Origin of the sequence: Streptomyces sp. SCSIO 75703 (genome assembly GCF_036607905.1) — a bacterium.
GTDB lineage: Bacteria > Actinomycetota > Actinomycetes > Streptomycetales > Streptomycetaceae > Streptomyces.
Map to the genome: position 1 here is coordinate 3,230,095 of NZ_CP144555.1, position 25,265 is coordinate 3,255,359.

Here is a 25,265-nt window from a genome sequence, read left to right on the forward strand (position 1 = left end):
GCGCTGTTCCTGGCAGGGGCGGGGCGTCAGACGGTGCGGCGGATCTCTTCCTCCAGGGCGTTCACGGCCTGGCGGGCCCGGATGTTCATCGCCGCGGTGTGTTCCCGGGACGCCGCTTCGCACTCGGCGCGGTGGCGCCGGATCTCCTGCTCGATGCTGTGCTGGGCCATCTCCAGATCCGCCAGGGAACGGCGTTCGCCGAGGCGGACCTCCTCGCCGTGGATCTTGACCGCGCTGTTGCTCTCGCTGGTCAGCATCCGGTCGTACGCGGTCTCCCCGCTGAGGTACTTCACCAGGACGGGCAGCACGTCGAGGAGGACGAACAGGAGGCGGACGAGCCAGACGCCGACGAAGAGCACCGCGTTGCCGCTCGCCAGGGCGTCCAGGGCGCGGATGCGTTCCAGGACGCCGATGTCCCGGTGCTTGCCGCGTTCCTGCTCCAGCCGCTCCTCGATGCCGTCGGCTCGGGCCTGGAGGAACGCGCCGCGTGACGAGGTCAGTTCGGACTCGATCTCGGAGATCCGGCCGTGCATGCCGGCGAGCCTTTGCTCTTCTTCCTCGGTGCGGTGCGTGGTCCGGTAGTCCCGTGCCTTCTCCCGCAGACGCAGGCACTCGGACGTCCGTTGGAGGAGACCGCTGGACGCCACCCGGATCAGCCGGCGGCACTCGTCCCGTACCTCGGAGTCGATCTCCTCCAGCCGCTTTGTGTTGCGGTCCACCCGCTCCTGGAGGGCCGCGGCGTCCGTACGCAGGGTGGTCAGTTCCTCCTGCCCTTCGGCGGGCGTCGCACGGAAGGAGAGGACGTACGTCCTGTCGCAGCCCTTGGGCGGGTCGGTCCGCGTGGCGGACGGCACGGGGTTGCACCGGACGAGGTTGGCGCGCAACCGGTCGAGGGCGTCGGTTCGTTCGTCCTCGACGCGTTCCTCGATGGCCGTCTGGAAGATGCGCAGCACCAGCGGTTCGGCGATCACCGTGCCGAGCAGGAGGGCTATCAGCAGACGCATGAGGAGCGGTCCCAGGCGTCGCCGTGTGTCCGGCTGCGGTGTGACCAGCCAGCGGTCGAGGTTGAGGACGAACAGCATCCAGATGACGGTCGGGACCAGGGCGACGAGGGAGACCCTGCCGAGTGCCTCGGCCGTGAAGTTCCACATGGAGAACGCCGCGATGACGGAGGTGCCGAGCACCACGCCGCCGAGGGCGGTGTACTTGCTGCGCTCGTATGCGACGCGGGCGAGCAGTTCCTCGTCGACGCCGGTCAGGGAGCGCAGCCGGCGGGCGGCGGTGGAGTCGGAGGAGCGGTGGGCGGCGCGTGCCGCGGGCCGCCCGCCGGCCCCGGGGCGGGTGCCGGCCCGGCCTTTCGCATGCCGGGAGGGCCGGGGGGCCGCCCTCTCCTCGGTGGCGGGTGCCTCCGCGGGGCCGGTGGACGGGGGGCGGTCCGTCGTCAGGAAGTCAGTCAACGAGATCGTCCTCGTCCTTCACGAAGCCGCCCTGCGCGCCGTCGCGGCCGGCCGCGTCGTGTCCCGGGCGGGACCGTCCGTGCTCGATCATGCGGGTGGGGTCCGCGGCGGCTCCGATGCCCGGCGCGGCCCCTCCGTTGATCTCCCCCAGGACCTGTTCGAGCAGTTGGTAGTCGACGTACTCGTTGTTGACGATGTTCCGGACCACCGTCACCAGCATCTCGCGCCGCATCTGCGCGTCCCCCGTCTCCAGGGCCTGCGCATGGGCCTGTGCCGTCGCCTCGGCCTGGCGGCGGCGGGCCGTCTCCTCCTCGGTGCTCCGGTGGATGCGGGCCGCCACCTCGGTGAGGTCGATCTCCTCGCGGGCGATGCCGAAGGCGTCCACGTGATCGGAGCCCTGGGAGAGCAGTTCCGCGATCCTCATCGTGTCCTGCGCTTCGAAGTCGCGTTTGCCGCGCCGGAGTTCCCTGGAGCGCCGCTCGTCGCGCAGTGTCTGTTCCCAGTCCCTCAGGTCGTCCGAGGCGTGCACCTCGGTGGTGACGTACTCGACGGACATGCCCGCGACGCGCGGCGCGACGATGGTGCTGTAGGCGGCCATGCGGTGGCCGGCCTCGGTACGGACGGCGTTGATCTCCTCGACGCGGTGTCCGGCGCTCACCCTCGGCAGGTCGGCGTCGGCCATGAGGTAGGCGCGCAGCGGCGTGGTGACGTCGATGATGCCCTGGCGGGCGACGACGACGGGGTCGGTCACCTGGCAGGTGAACGAGGCCCGCAGGGTGAAGTTGTCCGCCTCGCTCACGGACGGCAGCGGGCGTTCCACCTCCACCAGACGGGCCCGGACGTCGACCAGGCTCACCGAGGAGGCGTCGAGCACGTCGGGGTGGGCGGGGTCGAACACCATGCCCTCGGGGAAGGTGCGGTAGTTCCCGCCGACCCGGAAGACGTGGACCGCGCCGGGTGGCAGCGGGGGGACGTCCTCACGGCGGCGGCGCTTGGACCACCAGGTGCCCGGGACCGTGGACAGGATGTGTTCGGACAGGACGGGGTAGTTCACGTGCTTCGTCCTCCTTGGACGGAAGAAAGGGAAACAGTGGTGTGCCGTGCGAGGGGCCGCCGTGGGTTCCCGGTCACCGGCCGCGCGGTGGACCGATGAGCGCCCGTGCCAGCCGGTGGGTCGTGGGGAGGGCGTGTTCGGGGTGCCTCAGGGCGATCGTCAGGTGGTGGCGGAGCGCCGCCCACTGGCGTGCGGTCATGGCGTCGCGCAGCGCTTCGCCGAGTTCCCGTACGGTCCCGGTGACGGACGGGTCGTCCCGCAGCCGGGCGAGTGTGCGGCACAGCGCGGTGACGGCCTTGCCCCGGTAGCCGCTGTGCAGGAGGTGCGCCCACAGCGCCCCGAGGTGGCGGACGCCGTCCGGGACGGAGCGGAGCAGTTCCGCGGTGAGGGGCTCGGCGGCGTCCAGCCGGGTGGCCTCCAGGAGCTGGAGGGCGGTCGTGAGGGCGATCGACCGCTCGCGGGAGCCGCGGGCGGTGCGTTCGATCACGGTCCGGGTGTACCGCAGGACGAGCACGGTGTGTTCGGGGTCGTGCTCGGCGGTCTGCAGCAGCAGTACCAGGGAACGCCGCGCGGAGGAGGCGATGCGTTCTCCGCGCTGCGTCAGGAACCACAGCCAGTAGAGCGCGTCCAGCCGGTAGAGCGAGCCCAGTCGGCCGGGCAGTGCCATCGCCGCGCTCAGGGCACGGCCGGCGCCCCTGTTGTCGACCCAGCCCAGGACGATGTTCAGGGCCTGCGGGGCGAGCCGGTCGGCGTCGCACATGAACTGCAGTGTCAGGACGGCTGTCACGCGCTGGCTGGTGACGCCGTCGGACCAGACCTTCAGCAGGTACTCGTCGACCTCCACCAGTGCGTGCCGGGCGAGCAGTGCGACGCCTCGCGCCACCTCGGTCCGGGCGCCGAGGTCGCCGTGCAGGGCCAGGTGGCCGAGCCATCGGCGCAGCGGGTACCAGAGCGCGTAGCCGTAGAGTTCGTGCAGTTCGGCGATGACCAGTCCGCGGACGCGTGGTGAGGCGAAGACCAGGCAGCGTTCGCTCCGGCCGCCTTCCCGTCCCGGCCCGTACCGGTACTCGGTTGTCACGAGCCCCACCGAGCGTTCTCTCCACCGGGCCCGGGACTGGTCCGCCGCCGCGCCTCCGGGCGGTGCCCCGGTGGCGGGGTCCGGTTCCGCGGCAGGCGCCTCGCCGCTCTGTTCCCAGGCGCGCACGTGGGCGGCGAGGACGGCGCACTCCTTCTCGAACGTCCGCTCCGGGACGCCCTCCAGGAAGGCCAGGGCCGCGAGCGGGAGCAGGTCGTCCGCGGGGGGCCGCTTGCCGAACCAGTCCCGGACCCGTTCGCGGTCCCGGTCCCGTACGGTCTCCAGGGCCTCCTCGGGGCCCTTGTGGGACAGTGCCAGGGCCACGGCGACGACGTCCGCCGGACGTCGTTGTTCGGCGACCCGGTCCAGCAGCTCCTTCTCGGTGTCCGGTTCGAGGTCGGCGAGCGCCAGCTCTTCTCCGCAGTGGCGGAACAGCTCCACCGGGTCCGGGGCCCGCCATCGCACACAGTGGTCGCGCAGGGCCAGCCGCCGAAGCGTCGTGTCGTCGGCCGTGACGACCAGGTACGAGCCCTCGCGGCGGAGTTCCTCGCTCAGCCGTCGGATCTCGTATGCCTGCACGGCCTCCACCTGCAGCTCGCCGACGTAGTCGAGGATGACGTACCCCTGGCCCGGCTTGAGCACCCGGGAGGCGGTCAGCTCGGCGAGGGCGTCGGCGGGCGACAGGCTGCGGAGTCGGGCACGGTCGCCGAGGATCGTCCTGAGCAGGGCGAGGGCTCCCGCTCCCCGGCCGCAGTCGTCCTGGCCGGTCAGCACGACGAGGCCGTCCTCGCGCAGCATGGTGAGGGCTTCGTCGAAGCAGGGCCGCGGCGGAACGTAGAACCGCAGGGCCTGGGCTGCCTCCCCGGGTTCGATGGTGCCGGGGGTGAGCCCGGGTGAGGAGGCGGCGCCGAAGCCGAACGCGGCTCCGGAGGCGTCGACGACGCCGTAGAAGTTGTTGTTGACGAGTTGCTGCACGTCGCGCAGTTCGTCGTAGCCGCGGTTGTCCTGTTCGTGTGCGTCCGGCTCGTCCCCGCCCCCGGGGCCCGGGCCGGGCCCGGGCCCCGGGGGGAAGTACTCCGCACCGGCCTCGGCCGCGCCCGCCGGGTCCTCGGGCGCGGGCTCCCCGGTCACCGGACCGTACGGGGCGTCCGGCTCCGGGGTCTCAGCCACGGGGGCTCCCGAAGCCGAAGACGGCGCCCCGGGCGTCGACGGAACCGTTGACGTTGGTGACCTTGAGTTCCGCGGCCCGGAACTGCTGGTCGAAGCCCGGGCCGGGCACGCTCGGGGCGGTCCGCCGGTCCCGGTCCGCCTCGGACTCCGTCGGCTCCGGGCGTCCCCGCGTCGCGGGATCCGCCGGCTCCTGGGTCCCCTCCGTCACGGGCGGGTGCGCGGCGGCGGGTGCGCCGCGACCGGGTACGTGCAGCCAGGCCGCGCCGTGGTACTCCTTGGCCTCGACGGGGACGGGAGCGAAGTCCTCGGGGGACAGGGTCGTGTGGCCGCCCGCGACGAGGGACCGGAAGACGTCGTCGGACAGCAGCAGCACCAGGTCGCTGCCGGGATGGTCGGCGAGCGCGTCGTAGAGCGGCCGCGCGCTCAGCAGGCGTGCGGTGACCACCACGGCCGTTCCCGCGAAACCGTTGTCGGCCGGCGCCACGAGTCCCTGGTGGATGACGGCCCTCAGCCGTAACCGCGCGGTGGGGACACGCCGGGCGTTGTGCTCGCGCAGCTCGGCGGCGAGGTACCGGATGTAGTCGTCGACCAGGCGCGGGTCGGTGCCGTCCTGGCGGCGCACCGCGAGCTGTTCGTCCCCCTTGCGCTGGATCAGCCACTCGGTGCGGTCCAGGCCGGCGCCTCTGGCGGCCCGGTCGAGGAGGCGCGGCAGGTCGTGCTGGACCTCGGTCTGCCCTCGGTCGTTGTTCCTGCCGTAGGACTCCGCGTCCACGGCTATGCAGAGGCTGGGGAAGAACCCATTCCACTCAACCACCCGATCGTTCCTCTCTTCTTCCAGCCGTGGACGGATGGTGCCCACGTGCCGTTTTCCGAGAGGCTAGGAGAGAGTGACCGGAGTGATTCCGTATCAATACGGGTTGTCGGCCACGACTTTGGCGAACGCCAGAAGCTTCGGGACGTCACAGATGGTTATGTTGCGATAGCTGCGCTCGACCAGGCCCTTGGCCGTCAGCGCGGCGAGGGACTTCTCGGCCGTGGCGAGGGCGAGTCCGGCCAGTGAGGCGAGTTCCGCCTGGGTGAGGGTCACCCCGAGGTCGCACCTCTTGCCGTCGCCGTCCCGCACGGGCTGGGCGTACGCCTGGCTCAGCTCGGCCAGGACCCGTGCCAGCCGGGTCAGCGAGTCGTACGCCTGGAAGTCGATGCGCCGGCGGTTGGCCCAGCGCAGCCGCGCGCAGAGCATGTGGAGGATGGCCCGCATGGCGTCCGGGTGCCGGGTCAGGAAGGACTCCAGCGCTCCCACCTGGATGACGCGGGCGGTCACGTCCGAGCAGGCGATCACCGTGCCGGACCTGGGGCGCTCCTCGAACGCGGCCATCTCGCCGACCAGGTCGCCCGCTATGCGGACGGCGAGCAGCATGTCGTAACCGCTCTCCGCGCTGGCGACGACCTTCACCACGCCGCGCGTGACCAGCAGGACGTGCCGGCTGTCGTCGCCCTGTTGCAGCAGGGCGCGGTGCGGGTGGTAGACGATCGGAGTGCCCAGTGTGAGCAGTTCCTCGCGTGTCGCCGGCCGTAAGCGGCCGAGAAAGGTGGACGGCGGCCATGCGTGATGCACCAGTACCCCCCGACGATCGCGCTTCCCGGCACGGCGCGCCCTGCGCGTGACAGACCATGGTGCCGCCGCGTCGTGTTCGGGAGAACCGGCGTACGGGCATGTGGCCGGTTCTTTCTCCCGCCTGCCGGAATTGACCGAACGCACATGCTCTTTTCGCAGTGATCGCCGATGCGGCGGCCTCGCCTTCTGCGGCGGATCACCGGGGCGTTGGCGCGTCGCGCGCCGGCGGCCGGTGTCGGCGCGCGGTGTCCGGGCGGGTGCGGGCGGGTGCGGGCGGGTGGGCCACGTCGCTTCCGTCCGGGCCGGTGTCGTTGAGCACCGTCCGGTCCTCGGCCGACCGCTCGCACGGCCGGCCGCCCGCACGGCCACACGGCCGTCCGGCTGCCCGGCGGACCCGGCGGCCCCGGGGGACGCGGTGGTGCGCAGGGGGTGGACGCCCTGGCCGGCCTCGGTCTGGCGGGGGCCGTCGCGCACCGGCGCCCGGACCGGCTCTCCGGGGGCGAAGTGCAGCGCGCGACCCTGGTGCGCGCCCTGTCGGCCCGCCCCCGCGTCCTGGTCCGCGACGAGATCGCCTCCGGGCCGGCCCCGGTGACCCGCCGGGGCGCCCTCGGCGTTCTGCCACGCTGCTCCCGAGCCGGGACGATCTGGCCCTCCTCCTGGTCACACACGCTGGTCACACGCGATCCGGAGGCACTGGCTCCGGCCCACCGGACCGCCGTGCCGGACCGCCGTGCCGGACGCCGGGGAGGTGGTCGAGCGGGGGCCGGCGGAGCGCGCCCCGCGGTCTCCTCGCCCTCCGTTCACCGCCGTGCTGCCGCAGCCCCGGGACCGGCTCGGAACGCCGTCGGGTTCACGGCCCCTTGCTCACGGGTAGTCACGCACCGTACACAGCGTGCTAGCATGCGCGGGGTTGTCGTACCTAGGGGGCTCCATGTCATGGAGAGATGTACGCGCCGGTGCCCTGAGCGTTCTGGACCCGACCGGCGCCGTGTTCCCCGCCCATCGGACCGGCGCCGGACCGGGCCCCGGTCTCGGTGAGCGGCTCGCCGCCGTCAACGCGGCCCTGGACACGGCCTCGCGCCTGCCCGTCGCCCCCGCGGAGGACGGCACGGACGCGCGGCAGATGCGCGACGCGCTGGCCACGCTGCGGCTGGTCGCCGTGACGGTGAGCTTCACCTCGGCCGCGCTGTCGGCGGTCCTGGCGGTGCTGGCCCTGGTGGTCGACTCCCGCTGGCCGGTGGTCGTCATAGTCGTGCTCTCCGCCGTGACCCTCTCCTCCCTGGCCGCGTTCCTCTGCGCGCTGCGGCACGCCCTGGCCCGCCGCGGACGGCGCGGGCGGGCGCTCTACTCGGAGTTGCGTGCCCTCGCCTTCAAGCGGGTGGAGGAGCTGGACACCGCGCAGCTCATGCGGCAGAGCGAACGCGACCACGAGATGGCGCGGGCGCTCCTCTTCCGGATCCTGACCGAGTACGAGGAGGCGTCGGCCGCCCGCGGCGCCCCCGGCACCCTGCGCCCCGTGCCGACGCCCCACACCGCGCGCCGGCTGATGCGGTCGGCCAGCCCCACCCACCCGGTCCGGCAGGCACTGCACATGATGGTCGCCGACCTCCAGGAGAAAAGCGCTTGAACGAACGCCCGGCGGCCACCGCCCCGGCGGACTCCCCGCTCGTCGCCCAGCTCATCGAACTGGCGAAGCATCTGGAGGTCGCCAACAAGCGGCACCTGCGCACCGTCCTGCACGCCGTGACCGCCGACTACCGGGTGCAGCGGATACAGGCCATCGGCCAGATGGCGCAGAACCTGCTCGGCCAGCTCTTCGCCGCCGGGCTCGTGGGCGGGTTCCTCTTCCTCGCCTACCACATGGTCCAGCGGGGCGAGTCCGGGTACGCGGTGCTGCTCGCCGGGTTTCCGGCGAGTTCCATGGCCGGGATCTTCGTCCTGCGGGTGCTGCCCGACTTCAAGGCGATGAGCGCCTTCGCCCGGCAGGCCAACGCCCTCGCCGCGAACGGCTCCGCCGCCGTGCCCGCCCAGGCCGGGCCCGGTACCGCTCCCGCCGGCGTCCCGCCGTCCGACGGCGCCCCGGTCTGACCCGGCCGGGCGCCGGCCTCCGTTCGTACGGATACGTGTGACGCCCCGGCGCACGCGGCCGCCCCTGTCACCCCGTAGTGCCCGAAGGGGCCGCCCGCGCCGGTGGGCGGCCCCTTTCCCCGCGCCCCGGCTGCCCCTCGCCCGCTCCCGGACCCCGTGCCCGCCCGGTCCGCCGGCCGGCTCCGCACGCTCCGCTCCCCCCGCGTTGCCGGGCTCCGGCAAGATTTACTACCCTCTCGTTGCCGGATACCGCGCACCGGGGCGTGAACGGCAGGGAGGGCGCGGACATGGGGGAGCGAAACGAGGCGTACCTGGCGGGGTACGCCGAGATCCTGGCGGAGGTGGCGGGCACCGGCCGGCGACTGACCCGCGACGAGCTGGACGGGCGACGCAGGCTCGGCGAGGAGGCCGCCGAGATCGGCCACAGCCTGCGCACCCTGGTCCGGGAGCATCTGCACGCCACCCGCCTGTCATGGCCAGGTAAAGCCGGTACCGAGGGGACCGTCCCGCACGTGCTCGCCGCCGTCGCCCAGGCCGTCGACGCCTTCGCCGAAGGCTACGAACGCGCCCAGCGCCTCGCCGTACGCCAGGAGGAGGCGGTGCGGCGCGAGTTCATCGACGACCTGCTCTACGGGCGCAGCGACCTGGGCCGGCTCGCCGAGCGCGCCGAACGCTTCGGCCTCGCCCTCTCCCGCGCCCACGCCGTCGCCGTGGCCGAGGGGCCCGAGCCCTACGACGACACCGCGCCCGTGACGCGGCTCGTGGAGACCGCGCTCATCTCCCGTTTCGGCGACCGGCGCGTCCTGATCACCACCAAGAACGGGCACCTGGTCTGCATCGCCCCCGGCGACCAGGACGAGATCCTGGCCTTCTTCGCCAAGCAGGCGTACGCCGCCACCGACGGCGGCCGGGTCGCCCTCGGACGGGCCCGGAGCGGCCCCGGCGGCGTGGTGCACAGCTACGAGGAGGCGCTGAGCACCCTCGAACTCGCCGAGCGGCTGGATCTGGCCGACCCCGTGGTGCGCGCCGCCGACCTGCTGGTCTACCCGGTGCTCACCCGGGACCGGCAGGCCATGGCCGACCTGGTGCTGAGCGTCCTCGGCCCGCTGCGGGAGGCCCGGGGCGGCGCCGAACCGCTGCTGCGGACGCTGGAGGTGTACTTCGACGCCGGCTGCACCGCGGCCGAGGCGGCCCGCCGGCTCTCCCTGAGCGTGCGGGCGCTGACGTACCGGCTGGACAGGGTGCACCAGCTCACCGGGGCCGACCCCGCCGACCCGGTGAACCGGTACACCCTCCAGACCGCGGTCATCGGGGCCCGCCTCCTGGGCTGGCCCGACCAGGACCTCTGACCCGGCGACGCGCGACGGCCCGGCCGGGGAACCCCGACCGGGCCGGTGGCCCGTCCGGACGCGAGGCGCGGTGCCCCGGTCCGGACGGGAGGGTCAGCCGGTGATCTGGACCTTGCCGTTGTCGGCCGGCTCCGCGCCGTCGTCCTTCTTCCCGCCGAGCGGGCCGGCGCTCGCGGCGACGTTCTTCAGCAGCGCCGCGAGGTCGACACCGGTGGTGGAGTTCAGCAGTTCCATGCCCTGGGCCACGTTGTCCGCGACCGTGCGGGAGAGCTGGCTCGCCCCGTCGGTGGAGATGACCGTCATCTTGTCCACGGCCGACAGCGGCTCGGACGCCTTGGCGACCACCTGCGGCAGCACCTCGACCAGCATCTGGAGCACGGCGGCCTCGCCGTACTGCTCGAAGGCGTCGGCCTTCTGCCGCATCGCCTCGGCCTCGGCCGAGCCCTTGGCGCCGATCGCCGCGGCCTCCGCCTCACCCTCCAGCCGGACCGCCTCGGCGATCGCCGCACGCCGGGCCCGCTCGGCCTCACCCTGCTTGAGGCCCTCGATGGCCTCGGCCTCGGCGAGCGCGCCACGGCGCTGCTTCTCACCCTCACCGGTGAGCCGGGCCCGCTCGGCCTCGGCCTGGGCGGCGGCGATCTCGGCCGAACGCTCGGCCTCGGCCTGCTTGACGCGGGCCACCCGGCGGGCCTCCGCCTCCTGCTCGGCGGCGTAGCGCTGGGCGTCGGCGGGCTTGCGGACCTCGGTGTCGAGCTGACGGTCCTTCAGCGCGGCCTGGTGCTCGGCGACCTTCTCCTGCTCGGCGAGGATGTCCTGCTGGCGGGCCGCCTCGGCGAGGGGGCCGGCGGCGTTGGCGCGGGCCGCGGCCTGGTCGGTCTCGGCCTTGATCTCGGCCTGCTTCAGGTAGAGGGTCCGCTGCGCGACCGCGATCTCCTCCTCGGCCTTCAGCCGGGCCTGCTCGGCCGCGCGCCGGGCCACGGCCTCGGCGATGTCGGCTTCCTGCTTGGCGCGGGCGGCCTCGGGGCGGCCCAGGTCCTCCAGGTAGGAGCCCTCGGTGGTGATGTCCTGGATCTGGAAGGCGTCCAGCACCAGGCCCTGCCCGGACAGGCTCGCCTCGGCCTCCTCGGCGACCTGGCCGGCGAAGGCGGCGCGGTCGCGGATGACGTCCTCCACGGACATCCGGCCGACGATCGCGCGCAGCGCGCCGGACAGCACCTCCTGGGTGAAGCCGACGATGCCTTCCTGCTGCATCAGGAAACGCTGGGCGGCGGCGCGGATCGCGTCCTCGGTACCGCCGACCTTGACGATGGCGACGCCGTCCAGGTTCGCCTTCACCCCGCGCAGCGTGACCGCGCCGCGGACGGCGACCGGGATGTGCCGCGAGGAGAGGTCGAGGGTGAAGCGCTGCTGCACGAACGGCACGACGAAGACGCCACCGCCGACCACGACCTTCTGGCCGCTGTTGTCGGTGAACACCCGGCCGGTCTCCGGATCGGTGGACTTCTTGCCGCGCCGGCCGGTGACGATGAACGCCTCACTGGGCCCGGCGACTTTGTACCGGCTGACGACCACCAGCGCGAGCAGTACCAGGAGTACGACGACTCCCAGTACCGCGATCACGACAGGACTCATGACACTGCCCCCGAATCACGGAGAAGGAACGAGAAAAGAACACGTGGGAAAGGAGGGGTGGGGAAGGAATACCGGGCGCGGCGGTAAAGGAAAGGCGCGCGGAATGGACCCGTACGCCCCGGCGGGGGCGAAACGGGCCGCGTCGCTCTCCACCGCTCAGCGCTCCACCGGGCGCACCACGACCGACGTCGACGTCGGCGCCGACTCGACCCACACCTCGGTGCCGCGGGCCACGGGCAGCGCGCTGCGCGCCGAGCACTTCAGCGGCTGGCCGGCGAGCCGGAGCATGACCTCGCCGAAACCGTCGGCGGGGATGGCGGTCACCACCCGTCCCGAGGTGCCGACGAGCTGGTCGTGGGTGGGCGTGCCGTCCGTCTGGTCCCGCATCAGCGCCCGGCTGAGACGGTACGTCAGCCAGCCCGCGGCGACACCGGCCAGGGCCCCCACCGCGACGGCGCCCGCCGGGCCGGTCCAGCCGGTGCCCAGGGCGATCGCCCCGCCGAAGCCGGTCATCGCGGTGAACCCGGCGATGACCGGCAGGGACAGCCACCCCTCCAGGAGACCGTCCAGGGCACCGTCGAAGACGCCTTCCAGCAGCCCGTCGAAGATCAGCGACAAGGCGAGCAGCACAACCCCCGTGATACCCAGCCCAAGAAACCAGGCCATATGCGCCGTCCCCCTCTCGCCCGTCGCTGAGCTTCGGTGAAACGAATCCTCACATGCGGGGAAGACGATGTCATTGCCCGGCTCCGGCAATCTTTACGCTGCTTTTATGCCGCCCTCTCCCGCAACCGTCCTCATCCTACGGAACTCGCGGTCGGGCGCCTGTCCGCGAACGGTGACCCGTCGGTAACGGTATGGCACGGAAGGCCGCGGGAGCGGTCCCGCCCGGGGCCGCTCCCGCGCGCCGGGGGGTCTGGAACCGGCGGTGGCGTTGAGGCAGTCTTGTCCCTCGTGGCGATCGTTCCGAACCAGGGTCCTCCGAGCGGTCCGCAGGGCGGCCCGCCGGGCGACGCGACCCACATGGTGGTCTGCGGCGACGACGGGCTGGCCCACCGGCTCGCCGCCGAACTGCGGGGCGTGTACCGCGAACACGTCACCCTCGTCGTCCCGCCCTCCGTCGGCCAGGTGCGGCGGCCGGTCGTCGGCCGGGCCCGCGCGGCCTCGGCGGCGCTGCTGGACCGGGTGGTCAACGCGACCGTCAACCGCGGCGGCGAGGCCAACGGCACGCCCCGCCCGGTGGAGGCCCTCGAACCCACCGAGGACGTGCTCGCCGGGGCCGGCGTGGACCGGGCCGCGGCCCTCGCCCTCGTCTACGACGACGACGAGACCAACATCCGGGCCGCGCTGACCGCCCGCCGGCTCAACCCCCGCCTCCGCCTCGTGCTGCGCCTCTACAACCGCCGCCTCGGCCAGCACATCGAGGAACTCCTCGACCAGACCGCCGCGTTGTCCGCCGGCGACGGCCGGGCGGGGGGCCTGGACGGCGCCGGGGCCTCGACGACCGTGCTCTCCGACGCCGACACGGCCGCCCCCGCGCTGGCGGCGACGGCGCTGGTCGGCACCGGCAAGGTGGTGGAGACGGACGGGCTGCTGCTGCGCGCGGTGGAACGGCACCCGCCGCGCCCCGGCGAGGTCGCCGACCCCGGGCTGTGCACGCTGGCGCTGCTCTCCGCGACCAGCAACGACCCGGCGGGCGCGGACGGTTCGGAGACCAGCGGCGACCAGGCGCCCTACCTGCTGCCCGACGCGGCGGCCGTGGAGGCGGCCACCGGGCGCGGGACGGTCGCCCTGGAGCAGGTCTCCTACTCCGGTCCCGCGCTGTCGGCCGCGCGGACCCGGGTGCCGCCGTTCGCCTCGCTCTTCTCCCGGCGGCTGCGCTGGTCGCTGGCGGGCCTGGTGGCCTGTGTGGTCGCGCTCGCGGTGGCGCTGGCGGTGGTCACCGGCGACAACGCCCTGCACGCCACCTACGTGACCCTGCTCGACCTCTTCGCCATCAACGAGCCGGCGCACAACCAGTCGGCCGGCGAGCAGATCCTGCAACTCCTCTCCGGCTTCACCGGGCTCCTGCTCCTGCCGGTCCTGCTGGCGGCGGTGCTGGAGGCACTGGGCACCTTCCGCAACGCCTCCGCCCTGCGCAAGCCCCCGCGCGGGCTGGGCGGGCACGTGGTCCTGCTCGGCCTCGGCAAGATCGGCACCCGGGTGCTGACCCGGCTGCGGGAACTGGACATCCCGGTGGTGTGCGTCGAGGCGGACCCGGAGGCCCGCGGCATGGCCACCGCGCGGCGGCTGCGGGTGCCGGTGGTGCTCGGCGACGTCACGCAGGAGGGTGTCCTGGAGGCGGCGCGGGTCCACCGGGCGCACTCGCTGCTCGCGCTGACCAGCGCCGACTCGACCAACCTGGAGGCGGTCCTCTACGCCCGGTCGCTGCGGTCCGACCTGCGCGTGGTGCTGCGCCTGTACGACGACGACTTCGCCACCGCCGTGTACCGCACCCTGCGGGCCGCGCACCCGCAGGCACTGACCCGCAGCCGCAGCGTGTCGCACCTGGCGGCGCCCGCGTTCGCCGCGGCGATGATGGGCCGCCAGATCCTGGGGGCGATCCCCGTCGAGCGGCGGGTGCTGCTCTTCGCCGCCGTCACGGTGGCCGGGCACCCCCAGTTGGAGGGGCGGACCGTCGGGGAGGCGTTCCGGGCCGGGGCGTGGCGGGTGCTGGCGCTGGACGCGGGGGCCGACGGCGACCGCCGCCCCGGCGAGGCGGGCGGCGCCGAGGGGCTGCGGTCGTCGGGGCTGGTGTGGGAACTGCCGCGGACCTACGTCCTGCAAGCCCGGGACCGGGTGGTGCTGGCGGCGACCCGGCAGGGCCTCGCGGAACTCCTGGGCCGCCGCGCCCGGGTCCCGGGCCCGCACCCGTACGGAGACACCGGGGGCGGGCGGGTCCGGTGAGGGCGCCGCCCCGGCCCGGCGGACACCCGTGCCGCCGGGCGCGTACCAGCCCCGCCCCGGCCACCGGGGACGCCTCCCGCGCCGTCCCGGCCGGCCCCGGCGTCCGCCGGGGCCGGGAGGCACCCGGCCGTTACCGGGCCGGCGGCAGGTGGCGGGCGGCGAAGTCCAGCTCCAGGCGGACCTGCTTGAGCCGCTCCTCCACGACGAGGGAGCCGTGCCCCGCGTCGTACCGGTACACCTCGTGGACCGCGCCCCTCGCCTCCAGGCGCGCCACGTAGTTCTCGATCTGGCGGATCGGGCAGCGCGGGTCGTTGACCCCGGCGGAGATGTGGACCGGGGCCTTGACCCGGTCGACGTAGGTCAGCGGCGAGGATGCCTCGAAGCGCTCCGGGACCTCCTCCGGGGTGCCGCCGAGCAGGGTGCGGTCGAGGGCCTTCAGCCCCTCCATCTCGTCGTGGTACGCGGTGACGTAGTCGGCGACGGGGACGGCGGCGATGCCCAGCGTCCACGCCTCGGGCTGGGTGCCGAGGCCGAGCAGGGTCAGGTACCCGCCCCAGGAGCCGCCGGTGAGGATCAGCCGGGCGGGATCGGCGAGGCCGGAGGAGACGGCCCACTCCCGCACCGCGGCGATGTCCTCCAGCTCGATGAGGCCCACCCGGTGCTTGAGGGCGTCGGTCCAGGCCCGGCCGTACCCGGTGGAGCCGCGGTAGTTGACCCGGACCACCGCGTACCCGTGGTCGACCCAGGCGGCGGGGCCGGCGGCGAAGGCGTCGCTGTCGTGCCAGGTCGGGCCGCCGTGGATGTCGAAGACGGTCGGCAGCGGCCCGCTCGCGCCCGCCGGCTTCTGCACCAGGGCGTGGACGCGTCCGCCCGGCCCCTCCACCCACACGTCCTCCACCGGCACCGAGCGCGGCGACCGCATGCCGGGCGGGTCCAGCACCACGCGGCCGGTGGTGGAACGGACCGCGGACGGCTCGGCGGCCGAGGACCACAGGTACTCCACGCTGCCGTCGGGCCGGGCCGTCGCACCGGAGACCGTGCCGGCCGGGGTGGGGATCTCCACCAGCTCGCGCGCCGCCAGGTCGTACCGGAACAGCTCGCTGCGGGCCTCGAAGCCGTGCACGATCAGCAGGCCGCTGCCGTCCGGGTACCACTCGGCGCTCACGTCGCCGGGCAGTTCCAGGGCGAGGTCGGTCTGCTCGCCCGTCGCCACGTCCCACACCAGGGGCTCCCAGCGGCCCCGGCGCTGGTGGCCGATGAGCAGGCGGGTGTCCCCGTCGACGGGGGCGAAGCCGAGCACCTCCAGACCCAGTTCCTCGGTGCCGCCCCGGGTGTCGTCGAGGTCGGCGACGGCCGTGCCGTCGGGGCGCAGGACGCGCAGCGCCGCGTGCATGGCGTCACCGTGCTCGGTGTGCTCGACGGCGATCAGCGTGCCGTCGTGCGAGAGGTCCCCCACGCCGGCCGACTCGCGGTGCCGGTAGATCTCCACGGGCTCCCCGCCCGCGCGCGCCAGGTGGATCGTGGTGCCGTCGGCGTCGGTGGAACGCCCGACCACCACGGTGCTCCCGTCCCGGCCGAGGGCGAGTCCCGCCGGGTAGGAGGGGTCGAGTCCGGGCACCGCCGGCTCGTCCGCGCCGCCCGCGAAGGGCTGGCGGCGCCAGACGCCGAACTCGTCGCCGTCCGTGTCGTCGAACCACCAGATCCACTCACCGTCGGGCGAGAGCACACCGACCGTGGTGCCGTTCGGCCGGTCCGTGGCCTGGCGCTGCCCGCCCGTCGACCGGTCCCAGGCGTACAGCTCGTAGGTCCCCGTCGCGTTGGACACGAACAGGGAGCGGTGCGGCGCGTCCTGCGCCCAGTCGGGCAGCGACACCCTCGGCGCCCGGAACCGCTTCTCCCAGTCGGGCATCTCTTCGGCCCGCTCCCGCCGCTGCGGCGAGACGGACCCGTTGCTCTCAGTCATGGCCCCATACTGCCCGGTCCGGGCGGACCGGCGCGGACCGCGTCCCCAGCCTGTGGACAACCTCGCCCACAGGCCGCCCCGGGGCCGACTCCGGCGCGGGCGCCCCGTACCGTGGAGACGTGTACCGGTTTCTGCTGACGCCCCGGTGGTGGGGGATCAACGTCTTCCTCGTCCTGTCCATCCCCTTCTGCATCTTCATGGGGTCCTGGCAGCTCGGCCGGTTCGAGGACCGGGTGCAGGCCCACGACCGCGCGGACACCCAGGCGGCCTCCGACCGCCGGGAGGCCGCGCGCCCGCTGGCCGGCCTGCTCCCCGTCGACCGGTCCACGGTCGGCAAGCAGACCACCGCCACCGGCAGGTACGAGGACCAGTTCCTCGTACCGGACCGGACGCTGGACGGGCGCACCGGGTACTACGTGCTGACCCTGCTGCGCACCGACGAGGGGCGCGCGCTGCCCGTCGTCCGGGGCTGGCTGCCCGGCACGCCGGACCCGGCGAAGGCCCCGGCACCGCCGGGGGACGAGGTCACGGTGACCGGGGCGCTCCAGGCGTCCGAGACGCCCGGCAACAACGGGGTCCGCTCCCGCTCCGGACTGCCCGCCGGCCAGGCCGGCGCGATCAGCACCGCCACGCTCGTCAACCTGGTGCCGTACGAGCTGTACGACGCGTGGGTGACGCTCAACGACGGCGACTCCGGGATGCGGGCGGTGCCGGTGAGCGCCCCGCAGAACACCGGCCTGGACCTCAAGGCGTTCCAGAACCTCGGCTACACGGCCGAGTGGTTCGCCTTCGTCGGCTTCGTGATCTTCATGTGGTTCCGGCTGCTGCGCCGCGAGGTGGAACTCACCCGCGACGCGGAGCTGGGCCTCGCCCCCGAGGGCACCGCGACCACCGGGACCACCGTGGCCGCGCAGACCACCGCGACCACCGGGGCCGCCGAGACCGCCGGTGCCGGGCGGGAGCGGGAGGACCGCCCCAGCCCGACCGGCGTCTGAGCCGGGCCGCGCGGGCCCGGACGGCACCCCGGGCCCGGGGCCGCTCCCCGGTCAGGACGAGGCCGGGAGCACTCCCGTCCAGTACACGGTCCCCGCGCACGCGTGGGACACCGTGGCCGTCGCCGCCCCCGAGCCTCCCTCGGGGGCGTACGTCACCGCCACGCCGGCGTCGGCCGGCGCGTCCTCGGTGACGAGCTGGGTCTGGGGGTCTGTGTCGCCGCCGGTGGAGCCGCCGCTGTTCGTGGCGACGTCCTCGGAGGGCGTCGGGTCGGGCGAGGCACCGCCGGGGGTGCCACCCGTGCTGGGGCAGGTCTCCGAGGGCACCCAGGCGAACCGCACCTCGTAGGAGGAGCCCGGCGCCAGGGTCAGCGAGGCGGCCTCCAGCGACGGGTCGGGCAGGGCCGCCGCCGCATCCCCGGCCGTGTGCCGCGCGGTGCCGATCCGGCCGGCGTCCGCCGCGCCCAGGGCACTGACGGAGAGGCTGCCGGGACCGGCGACGGTACACCCGGCCGCGGAGACGTTGGTGACGCGGAAGGTGCCGTAGACGGCGCCGGTGGAGTCGGGGGCCGAGCTGCTCGCGACGGCCGGCCCGAGCCGGCCCGCCGTACACGCGCCGGAGTCGGCGTCGCCGCCGGCGGAGGGGTCGGCGGCGTCGGGCGAGCCCGCGGCGGCGCCGGTCTCGGCGTCGTCCGGCGTACGCGCCGGTCCGGTGCCGTGCTCGCCCTCGGCCGGGCCGCCGGTGCCGGCGGTGCCACCGCGCCCGCCGGCCGGGTCGGTGCCCTGGGTGGCGCCGCCCTGCGCCTGGGAGGCGCTGCCGGCGACGGAGGGGTCGGCGCCGAGTCCTCCGGCGGAGGAGACGTGCACGACGGCGGGGACGGCCGTGCCGAGGAAGAGCGCGGCGGCGGCGAGGCCGACGGCGGCCTGGCGCTTGCGGGCCCGGCGCGCGGGCACGGCGCGGCGCAGGTGCTCCAGCGTGCCGTCGCGGGGCGCCACCTCCCGTACCGCCTGGTGCAGGAGACCGCGCAGCGCGGCCTCGTCGCCGCCGAGCGCGTCGGGCTCCTCCCCGTCCGCGGCCCGGGGGGCCGGCACGAGGGCGATGGGCGCCCTGTCACCGGAGGTGCCCCCGGCGCCTTCGGGACCGGGGCCCTCCGGAACGGGGGCGACCGGAGCGGTGCCGTCGGCGGCCGGGACGGCGGGTGCGGTGCCGTCGGCGGCCGGCGGGCTTTCCGGGCCCGAGTCGTCCGGGTCCGGGCCCTCCGACGTCGGATCGTCGTCCGGCGTGGCGGCCGGCGGGCCCGGCAGGTGGTCGGTGGGGGTGTCCCCGGGGGTGGGGCCCGGGTCGGCGGGGCCGTGGTTCACAGTTCCGTTCCCAGCGTGCGTGTGCGTCGGTTCGTGCGTGTGCGGGCGCGGCGGCCCGGCGTCGGCGCCGTCCGGCGGCGCCTCCTCGTACGGGGCCGGCCCCCCGGGGGCGTCCCGGCCCTCGGCGGCGTCCCGCCGCGCGTCCCCGGCGCTCATGTCGTGGCTCCCATGGCCACTCTGAGCGCCGCCATGCCGCGCGATCCGTACGCCTTGACCGAGCCCAGGGATATGCCGAGCGTCTCGGCGACCTGAGCCTCGGTCATGTCCGCGAAGTAGCGCAGGACCAGCACCTCGCGCTGGCGGCGCTGGAGCCCCTTCATCGCCTGGATCAGCGAGTCGCGCTCCAGGCGGTCGTAGGCGCCCTCCTCCGCGCTCGCCATGTCGGGCATCGGCTTGGAGAGCAGCTTGAGGCCGAGGATGCGCCGGCGCAGCGCGGACCGCGAGAGGTTGACGACGGTCTGCCGCAGGTAGGCGAGGGTCTTGTCCCGGTCGCGGACGCGCTTGCGCGCCGAGTGGACGCGGATGAACGCCTCCTGGACGACGTCCTCGCAGGACGCGGTGTCGTCCAGGAGCAGCGCGGCGAGGCCGAGCAGCGACCGGTAGTGGGCCCGGTACGTCTCCGTGAGGTGGTCGACGGTGGTGCCCGTCACCACGCTCTCCTCCGCGCCGTCGCGCTGTTCGGTGAGGCGGGCCGGCCGCGCCGCGGGCATGGGCGCGATCACCGGCATGCCACCGGCCGCGCCGACGGCGCGGGGACGAGGGGGCCGGACGGGCCGGACGGCTGCCCGCAGAGCCGCACCGCGTGTCGCCGCGGTGAAGTCGAGTACCTCTGCCACGCCAGTTGGACCCCCTTGCCCCCGCAAGGGTTGTACGTGCCGGACGTCACGTTCCCGTCCGTGCCGGACCGCCACCCGTCCGACACCGCGTCAAAGGCCCTCATACGCCCCGCTCATCCCCTATGTCGCTGTGAACGGGCGTCCCCTCGCGCCCGCCGCCGGCGGCCCCGCGCCGGCACACCTGTGTCCCCACGCCCCGAAGAGGGTGACCGCAAAGACGCTCCCCGCCGCCGCGCGGTTGCGGGGGGCGGGGAGGAAATCCTCCGATGCCGACGGGCGCGGGACAAGTGCCCCGGTTCGTCTTCCGGATCACATCCCGTACGGGAATCCTAGAGAACGAACGTCTCGGTGGCCGAGGATTTTTGCCGTGGTCAGCCCGTCTCGGCGGCGACCAGCTCGGCGATCTGCACCGCGTTGAGGGCGGCGCCCTTGCGCAGGTTGTCCCCGCAGACGAAGAGTTCCAGGGCGGTCGGGTCGTCCAGCGCCCGCCGGACCCGGCCGACCCAGGCGGGGTCGGTGCCGACCGCGTCGGCGGGGGTGGGGAACTCGCCGGCGGCCGGGTTGTCGAAGAGGACGACCCCGGGGGCGGTGTCCAGGATCTCCCGGGCCCGCTCCACGGTGACCTCGTCCTCGAAGCGGGCGTGCAGGGTGAGGGAGTGCGTGGTGACCACCGGGACCCGCACGCAGGTGACGGCGACGGGCAGCCGGGGCAGGCCGAGGATCTTGCGGGTCTCGTCCCGCACCTTCATCTCCTCCGAGGACCAGCCGTCCTCCCGCGGCGAGCCGGCCCACGGCACGACGTTCAGCGCGACCGGCTCCAGGAAGGGGCCGGTGTCCTCGCCGACGGCCCGGCGCAGGTCCCCGGGGTGGGTGCCCAGTTCGGTGCCGGCCACCGCGGAGAGCTGGCGGCGCAGCGTCTCCACGCCCACCCGCCCGGCCCCGCTCACCGCCTGGAACGCGGTGGCGACCAGGTCGCGCAGCCCGAACTCGGCGTGCAGCGCGCCCAGCGCCACGATCATCGAGAGGGTCGTGCAGTTGGGGTTGGCCACGATCCCGCGCGGACGCAGCCGGGCGGCGTGCGGATTGACCTCGGGCACGACGAGCGGCACGTCCGGGTCCATCCGGAAGGCGCCGGAGTTGTCGATCACGACCACGCCGCGCCCGGCGGCCACCGGCACCCACCGGGCGGTGACCTCGTCGGGCAGGTCGAACACGGCGACGTCGACCCCGTCGAAGACGTCCTCGGTGAGCGCCACCACCTCGGTCTCCTCGCCGCGCACGGTCAGCTTGCGGCCGGCCGAACGGGACGAGGCGATCAGGCGGATCTCGCCCCAGACGTCCGCGTGCTGCGAGACGATCTGGAGCACGACCGAGCCGACCGCGCCGGTCGCCCCCACGACCGCGAGCACGGGCCGGCCGGTGCGGTCCGCGGCCCGGACCTGCGAGGCCGGTGCGGCCCACCCCGGGTGTCCGGTGCCGGACATCAGCGGCCGGTGCCTCCGTAGACGACGGCCTGGTCGCTGTCGGCGTCGAGTCCGAAGGCGGTGTGCACGGCGCGGACGGCCTCGGTCACATCGTCCTTGCGGGTGACGACCGAGATGCGGATCTCGGACGTCGAGATCAGCTCGATGTTGACCCCGGCGTCGGACAGGGCGGTGAAGAAGTCGGCGGTGACGCCCGGGTTGGCCTTCATCCCGGCGCCGACGAGGGAGATCTTGCCGATCTGGTCGTCGTAGCGCAGGGAGTCGAAGCCGATGCCCGCGCGGTTCTTCTCCAGCGCGTCGATGGCCTTGCGGCCCTCGGACTTGGGCAGCGTGAAGGAGATGTCCGTCAGGCCCGTGGAGGCGGCGGAGACGTTCTGCACGACCATGTCGATGTTGACTTCGGCATCGGCGATGGTCCGGAAGATCGAGGCGGCCTCGCCCGGCTTGTCCGGCACGCCGACGACCGTGATCTTGGCCTCGGAGGTGTCGTGTGCGACACCGGAGATGATGGCCTGCTCCACCCTCTTGTCCCCTTGCTCGATCGGCTCGCTGCTGACCCACGTGCCGCGCAGTCCGCTGAAGGAGGAGCGGACGTGGATCGGGATGTCGTACCGGCGCGCGTACTCCACACAGCGGTGGAGGAGCACCTTGGAGCCGGAGGCGGCAAGCTCCAGCATGTCCTCGAAGGAGATCCAGTCGATCTTCTTCGCCTTGGGCACCACGCGCGGGTCGGCGGTGAACACGCCGTCCACGTCGGTGTAGATCTCGCACACGTCGGCGTCGAGCGCGGCGGCCAGGGCCACGGCCGTGGTGTCGCTGCCGCCGCGGCCGAGCGTGGTGATGTCCTTCTTGTCCTGGCTGACGCCCTGGAAGCCGGCCACGATGGCGATGTTGCCGCCGTCCACGGAGGCGCGGATGCGGCCGGGGGTGACGTCGATGATCCGGGCCTTGTTGTGGACCGAGTCGGTGATGACTCCCGCCTGGCTCCCGGTGAAGGACTGGGCCTCGTGGCCCAGGTTTTTGATCGCCATAGCCAGCAGGGCCATGGAGATGCGTTCTCCGGCGGTCAGCAGCATGTCGAGCTCGCGTCCCGCGGGAATCGGGGAAACCTGCTCGGCGAGATCGATCAACTCGTCCGTCGTGTCGCCCATCGCGGAAACGACGGCGACCACCTGGTTGCCGTTCTTCTTCGCTTCCACGATCCGCTTGGCGACGCGCTTGATGCCTTCGGCATCGGCTACGGAGGAGCCTCCGTACTTCTGCACGACAAGGCCCACGTGCGCTCCTCGCTCAATCCGTCTCTTTCCGCACGTGCGTATATGCACTGCGGTCGGCTCATTTTACCGAGCGTCCGGAATTCCCCCCCGCGGTACCGCATCGTGAGATTTCCGGGCTCTCGTTTCAGGCTGGCTCATGCCCACGAGAGGGCCCCTCACTCGGAAAAGTGCGGTGTGTCACACGGCCGCGAACGCCCTTGGCCGACGGATGGGCCGGGGGAACGCCCTCCGTCCGGATCAGGTGACCGGGCGCAGTCCGAGCGGGCCGGCGATCTCGCGGGCCATCACCCGGCCGGCCTCCTTCTCCAGCGTGTCGTCGCCGAGGTGCTGGTCGGTGTCGAGGCCGTCGAGGGCCTCCAGCGGCTGGTCGAGACGGACGTGGGCGACCACCGACTGGAGGGCGCGCAGGCTCGCCGAGGCCGTGGAGCCCCAGTTGGAGAAGTACGAGAACTGCCACCACCACAGGGCCTCGGTGGTGCGGCCGGCCCGGTAGTGGACCATGCCGTGGCGCAGGTCGGTGATGACGTCGGCGAGGTCGTCGGAGATCCGGGCCGGGACGGGGGCGCGGCGCGGCTCGTAGGGGTCGAAGACCTCGGAGTAGACGTCGATGGGCTCCAGCAGGCGGGCGAGGTTCTCGCGGAGTTCGTCCACGTCCGGCTCCGGGCCGGGGTCCGGTTCGTAGCGCTCCTCCGGGAGGATGTCCTCGTGGGCGCCCAGCCGGCCGCCCGCCAGCATGAGCTGGGAGACCTCCAGCAGCAGGAAGGGCACCGCCGAGTCCGGTTCGGCGCCCTTGGCGACCTCCGTGACGGCGACCAGGAAGCTCTCGATCTGGTCGGCGATCTGGACCGCGAAGTCGTCGGGATTCTGGTGGGTCGCGTGCAGCGTGGCGTCAGACATCTAGGAGTCGTCTCCCCTCGAAGGCGCGTCCGAGGGTCACCTCGTCCGCGTACTCCAGGTCACCGCCCACCGGAAGGCCGCTCGCCAGGCGGGTGACCTTGAGCCCCATGGGCTTGATCATGCGGGCGAGGTAGGTGGCCGTGGCCTCGCCCTCCAGATTCGGGTCCGTGGCCAGGATCAGCTCCGTGACCGTGCCGTCGGCCAGCCGGGCGAGCAGTTCGCGGATGCGCAGGTCGTCGGGGCCGACGCCGTCGATGGGGCTGATCGCGCCGCCGAGCACGTGGTACCGGCCGCGGAACTCGCGGGTGCGCTCGATCGCGACGACGTCCTTGGGCTCCTCCACCACGCAGACGACCGACGGGTCGCGCCGCGGGTCGCGGCAGATGCCGCACAGCTCCTCCTGCGCCACGTTGCCGCAGGTGGCGCAGAAGCGGACCTTCGCCTTGACCTCCATGAGGGCCTGGGCGAGGCGCCGTACGTCGGCCGGTTCGGCCTGGAGGACGTGGAAGGCGATCCGCTGCGCGCTCTTGGGCCCGACGCCGGGCAGCCGCCCCAGCTCGTCGATGAGGTCCTGGACCACGCCTTCGTACAACGGACTGCCGTCCTTCCTGAGGTTGCTGCTACGTACGGTAGAGGGCCGGGGCCCGTCTTAGAAGGGCAGACCGGGGATGCCGCCGCCGCCCAGTCCCTGGGCGAGCGGGCCGAGCTTCTGCTGCTGGAGGTTCTGCGCGTTCTCGTTGGCCGCCTGGACGGCGGCGACGATCAGGTCGGCGAGGGTCTCGGTGTCCTCCGGGTCCACCGCCTTGGGGTCGATCACCAGGCCGCGCAGCTCGCCCGAGCCGGTGACGGTGGCCTTCACCAGACCGCCGCCCGCCTGGCCGTCGACCTCGGTCCGCGCCAGTTCCTCCTGTGCGTTCGCCAGGTCCTGCTGCATCTTCTGGGCCTGCTGGAGCAGTTGCTGCATGTTGGGCTGGCCGCCACCGGGGATCACGTTCCGCTCCTGTCGCTGCGGGGTTCACCGCGGGAATTTCCCGCTCGGCACGAGCCTACGTGGTCCGCGCGGCCCTCGCCCTGGCACTCTTTCGAGTGAGGTGGCCGCCTGCCTTATACCTGATCAACGCCTATGTCCGGACGGAATGCCCGCGAAACCTGGTTCCGGGCCACCCATTGGGGGGTAGGAAGGGGCGGCACGTCGGTCCCGGAGGTCGGGGGCGCGACCGAAGAGGCCATCCGTGCGCCGTGGCGTCGTCACGCACCGTGATCGCCTCGCCGAGCTGTCGTGATCAGTAGGGAGTGCCGGGTGGGTCAGCCGGAGATGCAGCCCGAGGGGCCGCCGCAGGACGGGAGGGGCGGTGAGGGGGCGGCCGGGCTGCGGCCGGGCGACCTGACGGGGCGGCCGTTTCCGCTCGGGGACTGGTCGGTGCCCGCGGAGCGGCTGGACGAGCTGTACCGGTGGGTGGAGCGCGGCGCGCTGGACACCGCCGCCTGGTACCTGGCGGACCGGACGGGCAAGCGGCGGGCCGCGCGGCTGTTGCGGTGCGGGGCGGCGGCGGGCGCCGTCACCGGGGCCGCGCTGCCGCTGCTGGACCTGGCGGGGGTCACGGTCGGGGTCGCGCCGTGGGGGTACCTGGCGGTGCTGCTCGCGGTGGCGTGCGTGGCCGGGGACCGGTACTTCGGGCTGACGTCCGGCTGGATACGGGACGTGGCGACGGCGCAGGCCGTGCAGCGCAGGCTCCAGGTGCTCCAGTTCGACTGGGCCTCGGAGAGCGTGCGCGAGGTGCTGGGCCCGGCCGACGGCACGGCGAGCGAGGCGGCCGAGCGGTGCCTGCTGGTGCTGCGGCGCTTCTCGGAGGACCTGACGGAGCTGGTGCGGGCGGAGACGGCGGACTGGATGGTCGGCTTCCGCACCGGTTCGCCCCCGCTCGGCCTCCAGTCGGTGCCGTCCGGCGGCACGCGCGCGGAGGGCGGCCCGTCCGCCCAGGGCCGCTTCTCCATCCCGCAGCCCGGCGCCCGCCCCAACATGCCCCGCCAGCGGCCCCCGGAGCCCCGCTGAGGGCGCTCTCCCGCG

The 25,265-nt window shown here is 73.8% G+C and carries 21 protein-coding genes; 6 read left to right on the top strand and 15 right to left on the bottom strand.

Going from position 1 to position 25,265, the window contains the following annotated elements:
- Positions 1–26: 26 nt before the first annotated feature.
- The 5 genes from VM636_RS14025 to VM636_RS14045 form a co-directional block, all read right to left on the bottom strand.
- Positions 27–1,457, bottom strand: a complete 1,431-nt coding sequence (locus tag VM636_RS14025; protein WP_338484636.1) for a DUF4407 domain-containing protein — start codon at positions 1,455–1,457, stop codon at positions 27–29.
- On the bottom strand, positions 1,450–2,511 hold the full coding sequence (locus tag VM636_RS14030; RefSeq protein WP_338484638.1) for a hypothetical protein: 1,062 nt from the start codon (positions 2,509–2,511) through the stop codon (positions 1,450–1,452). The genes VM636_RS14025 and VM636_RS14030 overlap by 8 nt, the downstream gene beginning before the upstream one ends.
- Positions 2,512–2,584: 73 nt before the next feature.
- On the bottom strand, positions 2,585–4,756 hold the full coding sequence (locus VM636_RS14035) for a hypothetical protein (protein WP_338484640.1): 2,172 nt from the start codon (positions 4,754–4,756) through the stop codon (positions 2,585–2,587).
- Complete coding sequence (locus VM636_RS14040; RefSeq protein ID WP_338484642.1) at positions 4,749–5,570, bottom strand: hypothetical protein; 822 nt, start codon at positions 5,568–5,570, stop codon at positions 4,749–4,751. The genes VM636_RS14035 and VM636_RS14040 overlap by 8 nt, the downstream gene beginning before the upstream one ends.
- A gap of 93 nt (positions 5,571–5,663) precedes the next feature.
- The gene (locus VM636_RS14045; protein ID WP_078962546.1) at positions 5,664–6,371 is read right to left on the bottom strand and encodes a Crp/Fnr family transcriptional regulator; all 708 of its coding nucleotides are present in this window, start codon (positions 6,369–6,371) and stop codon (positions 5,664–5,666) included.
- A gap of 931 nt (positions 6,372–7,302) precedes the next feature.
- Here VM636_RS14045 and VM636_RS14050 point away from each other — a divergent pair.
- The 3 genes from VM636_RS14050 (at position 7,303) to VM636_RS14060 (ending at position 9,808) form a co-directional block, all read left to right on the top strand.
- The gene (locus VM636_RS14050; protein WP_158786418.1) at positions 7,303–7,998 is read left to right on the top strand and encodes a hypothetical protein; all 696 of its coding nucleotides are present in this window, start codon (positions 7,303–7,305) and stop codon (positions 7,996–7,998) included.
- A complete protein-coding gene (locus VM636_RS14055) occupies positions 7,995–8,459 on the top strand; it encodes a hypothetical protein (protein WP_030420166.1) in 465 nt (154 codons plus the stop codon). Before VM636_RS14050 ends, VM636_RS14055 begins: the two co-directional genes overlap by 4 nt.
- A 287-nt stretch (positions 8,460–8,746) precedes the next feature.
- Positions 8,747–9,808 (top strand): helix-turn-helix domain-containing protein, encoded by a 1,062-nt coding sequence (locus VM636_RS14060; protein ID WP_030420167.1) that lies wholly within the window; start codon positions 8,747–8,749, stop codon positions 9,806–9,808.
- A 93-nt stretch (positions 9,809–9,901) separates the two neighbouring features.
- Here the strand turns inward: VM636_RS14060 and VM636_RS14065 are convergent, their stop codons facing one another.
- Both VM636_RS14065 and VM636_RS14070 read right to left on the bottom strand, forming a co-directional pair.
- Positions 9,902–11,440: a flotillin family protein gene (locus tag VM636_RS14065; protein WP_030420168.1), complete on the bottom strand. Its 1,539-nt coding sequence runs from the start codon at positions 11,438–11,440 to the stop codon at positions 9,902–9,904.
- A 156-nt stretch (positions 11,441–11,596) separates the two neighbouring features.
- Positions 11,597–12,106 (bottom strand): hypothetical protein, encoded by a 510-nt coding sequence (locus VM636_RS14070; RefSeq protein ID WP_030420169.1) that lies wholly within the window; start codon positions 12,104–12,106, stop codon positions 11,597–11,599.
- A gap of 357 nt (positions 12,107–12,463) precedes the next feature.
- Between VM636_RS14070 and VM636_RS14075 the strand changes: the two genes are divergently transcribed.
- Positions 12,464–14,386 carry an NAD-binding protein gene (locus tag VM636_RS14075; RefSeq protein ID WP_051821322.1) on the top strand — a complete coding sequence of 641 codons (1,923 nt, stop codon included), beginning with the start codon at positions 12,464–12,466 and terminating at the stop codon, positions 14,384–14,386.
- A 130-nt stretch (positions 14,387–14,516) separates the two neighbouring features.
- On the opposite strand, the gene VM636_RS14080 is transcribed toward VM636_RS14075, so the two are convergent.
- Positions 14,517–16,349: a prolyl oligopeptidase family serine peptidase gene (locus VM636_RS14080; protein ID WP_030420171.1), complete on the bottom strand. Its 1,833-nt coding sequence runs from the start codon at positions 16,347–16,349 to the stop codon at positions 14,517–14,519.
- Between the two features lie 119 nt (positions 16,350–16,468).
- On the opposite strand from VM636_RS14080, the gene VM636_RS14085 reads away from it, so the two are divergent.
- The gene (locus VM636_RS14085; RefSeq protein WP_338484647.1) at positions 16,469–17,344 is read left to right on the top strand and encodes an SURF1 family protein; all 876 of its coding nucleotides are present in this window, start codon (positions 16,469–16,471) and stop codon (positions 17,342–17,344) included.
- A gap of 51 nt (positions 17,345–17,395) precedes the next feature.
- Here the strand turns inward: VM636_RS14085 and VM636_RS14090 are convergent, their stop codons facing one another.
- The 7 genes from VM636_RS14090 to VM636_RS14120 form a co-directional block, all read right to left on the bottom strand.
- Positions 17,396–18,703 carry a hypothetical protein gene (locus tag VM636_RS14090; RefSeq protein WP_338484649.1) on the bottom strand — a complete coding sequence of 436 codons (1,308 nt, stop codon included), beginning with the start codon at positions 18,701–18,703 and terminating at the stop codon, positions 17,396–17,398.
- A 152-nt stretch (positions 18,704–18,855) separates the two neighbouring features.
- A complete protein-coding gene (locus VM636_RS14095; RefSeq protein WP_199809377.1) occupies positions 18,856–19,539 on the bottom strand; it encodes a SigE family RNA polymerase sigma factor in 684 nt (227 codons plus the stop codon).
- Between the two features lie 371 nt (positions 19,540–19,910).
- The gene (locus VM636_RS14100; protein WP_051821312.1) at positions 19,911–21,023 is read right to left on the bottom strand and encodes an aspartate-semialdehyde dehydrogenase; all 1,113 of its coding nucleotides are present in this window, start codon (positions 21,021–21,023) and stop codon (positions 19,911–19,913) included.
- Positions 21,023–22,300 (bottom strand): aspartate kinase, encoded by a 1,278-nt coding sequence (locus tag VM636_RS14105; RefSeq protein WP_030420176.1) that lies wholly within the window; start codon positions 22,298–22,300, stop codon positions 21,023–21,025. Before VM636_RS14105 ends, VM636_RS14100 begins: the two co-directional genes overlap by 1 nt.
- 237 nt (positions 22,301–22,537) lie before the next feature.
- Entirely contained in the window at positions 22,538–23,197 is a 660-nt protein-coding gene (locus VM636_RS14110) for a DUF5063 domain-containing protein (protein WP_030420177.1), read from the bottom strand.
- Entirely contained in the window at positions 23,190–23,789 is a 600-nt protein-coding gene (recR, locus tag VM636_RS14115; protein ID WP_030420178.1) for a recombination mediator RecR, read from the bottom strand. Before recR ends, VM636_RS14110 begins: the two co-directional genes overlap by 8 nt.
- A 57-nt stretch (positions 23,790–23,846) precedes the next feature.
- Entirely contained in the window at positions 23,847–24,188 is a 342-nt protein-coding gene (locus VM636_RS14120) for a YbaB/EbfC family nucleoid-associated protein (protein ID WP_030420179.1), read from the bottom strand.
- Positions 24,189–24,497: 309 nt separating this feature from the next.
- Between VM636_RS14120 and VM636_RS14125 the strand changes: the two genes are divergently transcribed.
- Positions 24,498–25,250 (top strand): SLATT domain-containing protein, encoded by a 753-nt coding sequence (locus tag VM636_RS14125; protein ID WP_338484654.1) that lies wholly within the window; start codon positions 24,498–24,500, stop codon positions 25,248–25,250.
- The last annotated feature ends 15 nt before the right edge of the window (positions 25,251–25,265 follow it).

Bases quoted from the DNA above. Each gene is read 5' to 3' on its own strand.
- VM636_RS14050 (WP_158786418.1), top strand. From the start codon at position 7,303: ATGTCATGGAGAGATGTACGCGCCGGTGCCCTGAGCGTTCTGGACCCG.
- VM636_RS14060 (WP_030420167.1), top strand. From the start codon at position 8,747: ATGGGGGAGCGAAACGAGGCGTACCTGGCGGGGTACGCCGAGATCCTG.
- VM636_RS14065 (WP_030420168.1), bottom strand. From the start codon at position 11,440: ATGAGTCCTGTCGTGATCGCGGTACTGGGAGTCGTCGTACTCCTGGTA.
- VM636_RS14070 (WP_030420169.1), bottom strand. From the start codon at position 12,106: ATGGCCTGGTTTCTTGGGCTGGGTATCACGGGGGTTGTGCTGCTCGCC.
- VM636_RS14075 (WP_051821322.1), top strand. From the start codon at position 12,464: ATGGTGGTCTGCGGCGACGACGGGCTGGCCCACCGGCTCGCCGCCGAA.
- VM636_RS14080 (WP_030420171.1), bottom strand. From the start codon at position 16,349: ATGACTGAGAGCAACGGGTCCGTCTCGCCGCAGCGGCGGGAGCGGGCC.
- VM636_RS14100 (WP_051821312.1), bottom strand. From the start codon at position 21,023: ATGTCCGGCACCGGACACCCGGGGTGGGCCGCACCGGCCTCGCAGGTC.
- VM636_RS14110 (WP_030420177.1), bottom strand. From the start codon at position 23,197: ATGTCTGACGCCACGCTGCACGCGACCCACCAGAATCCCGACGACTTC.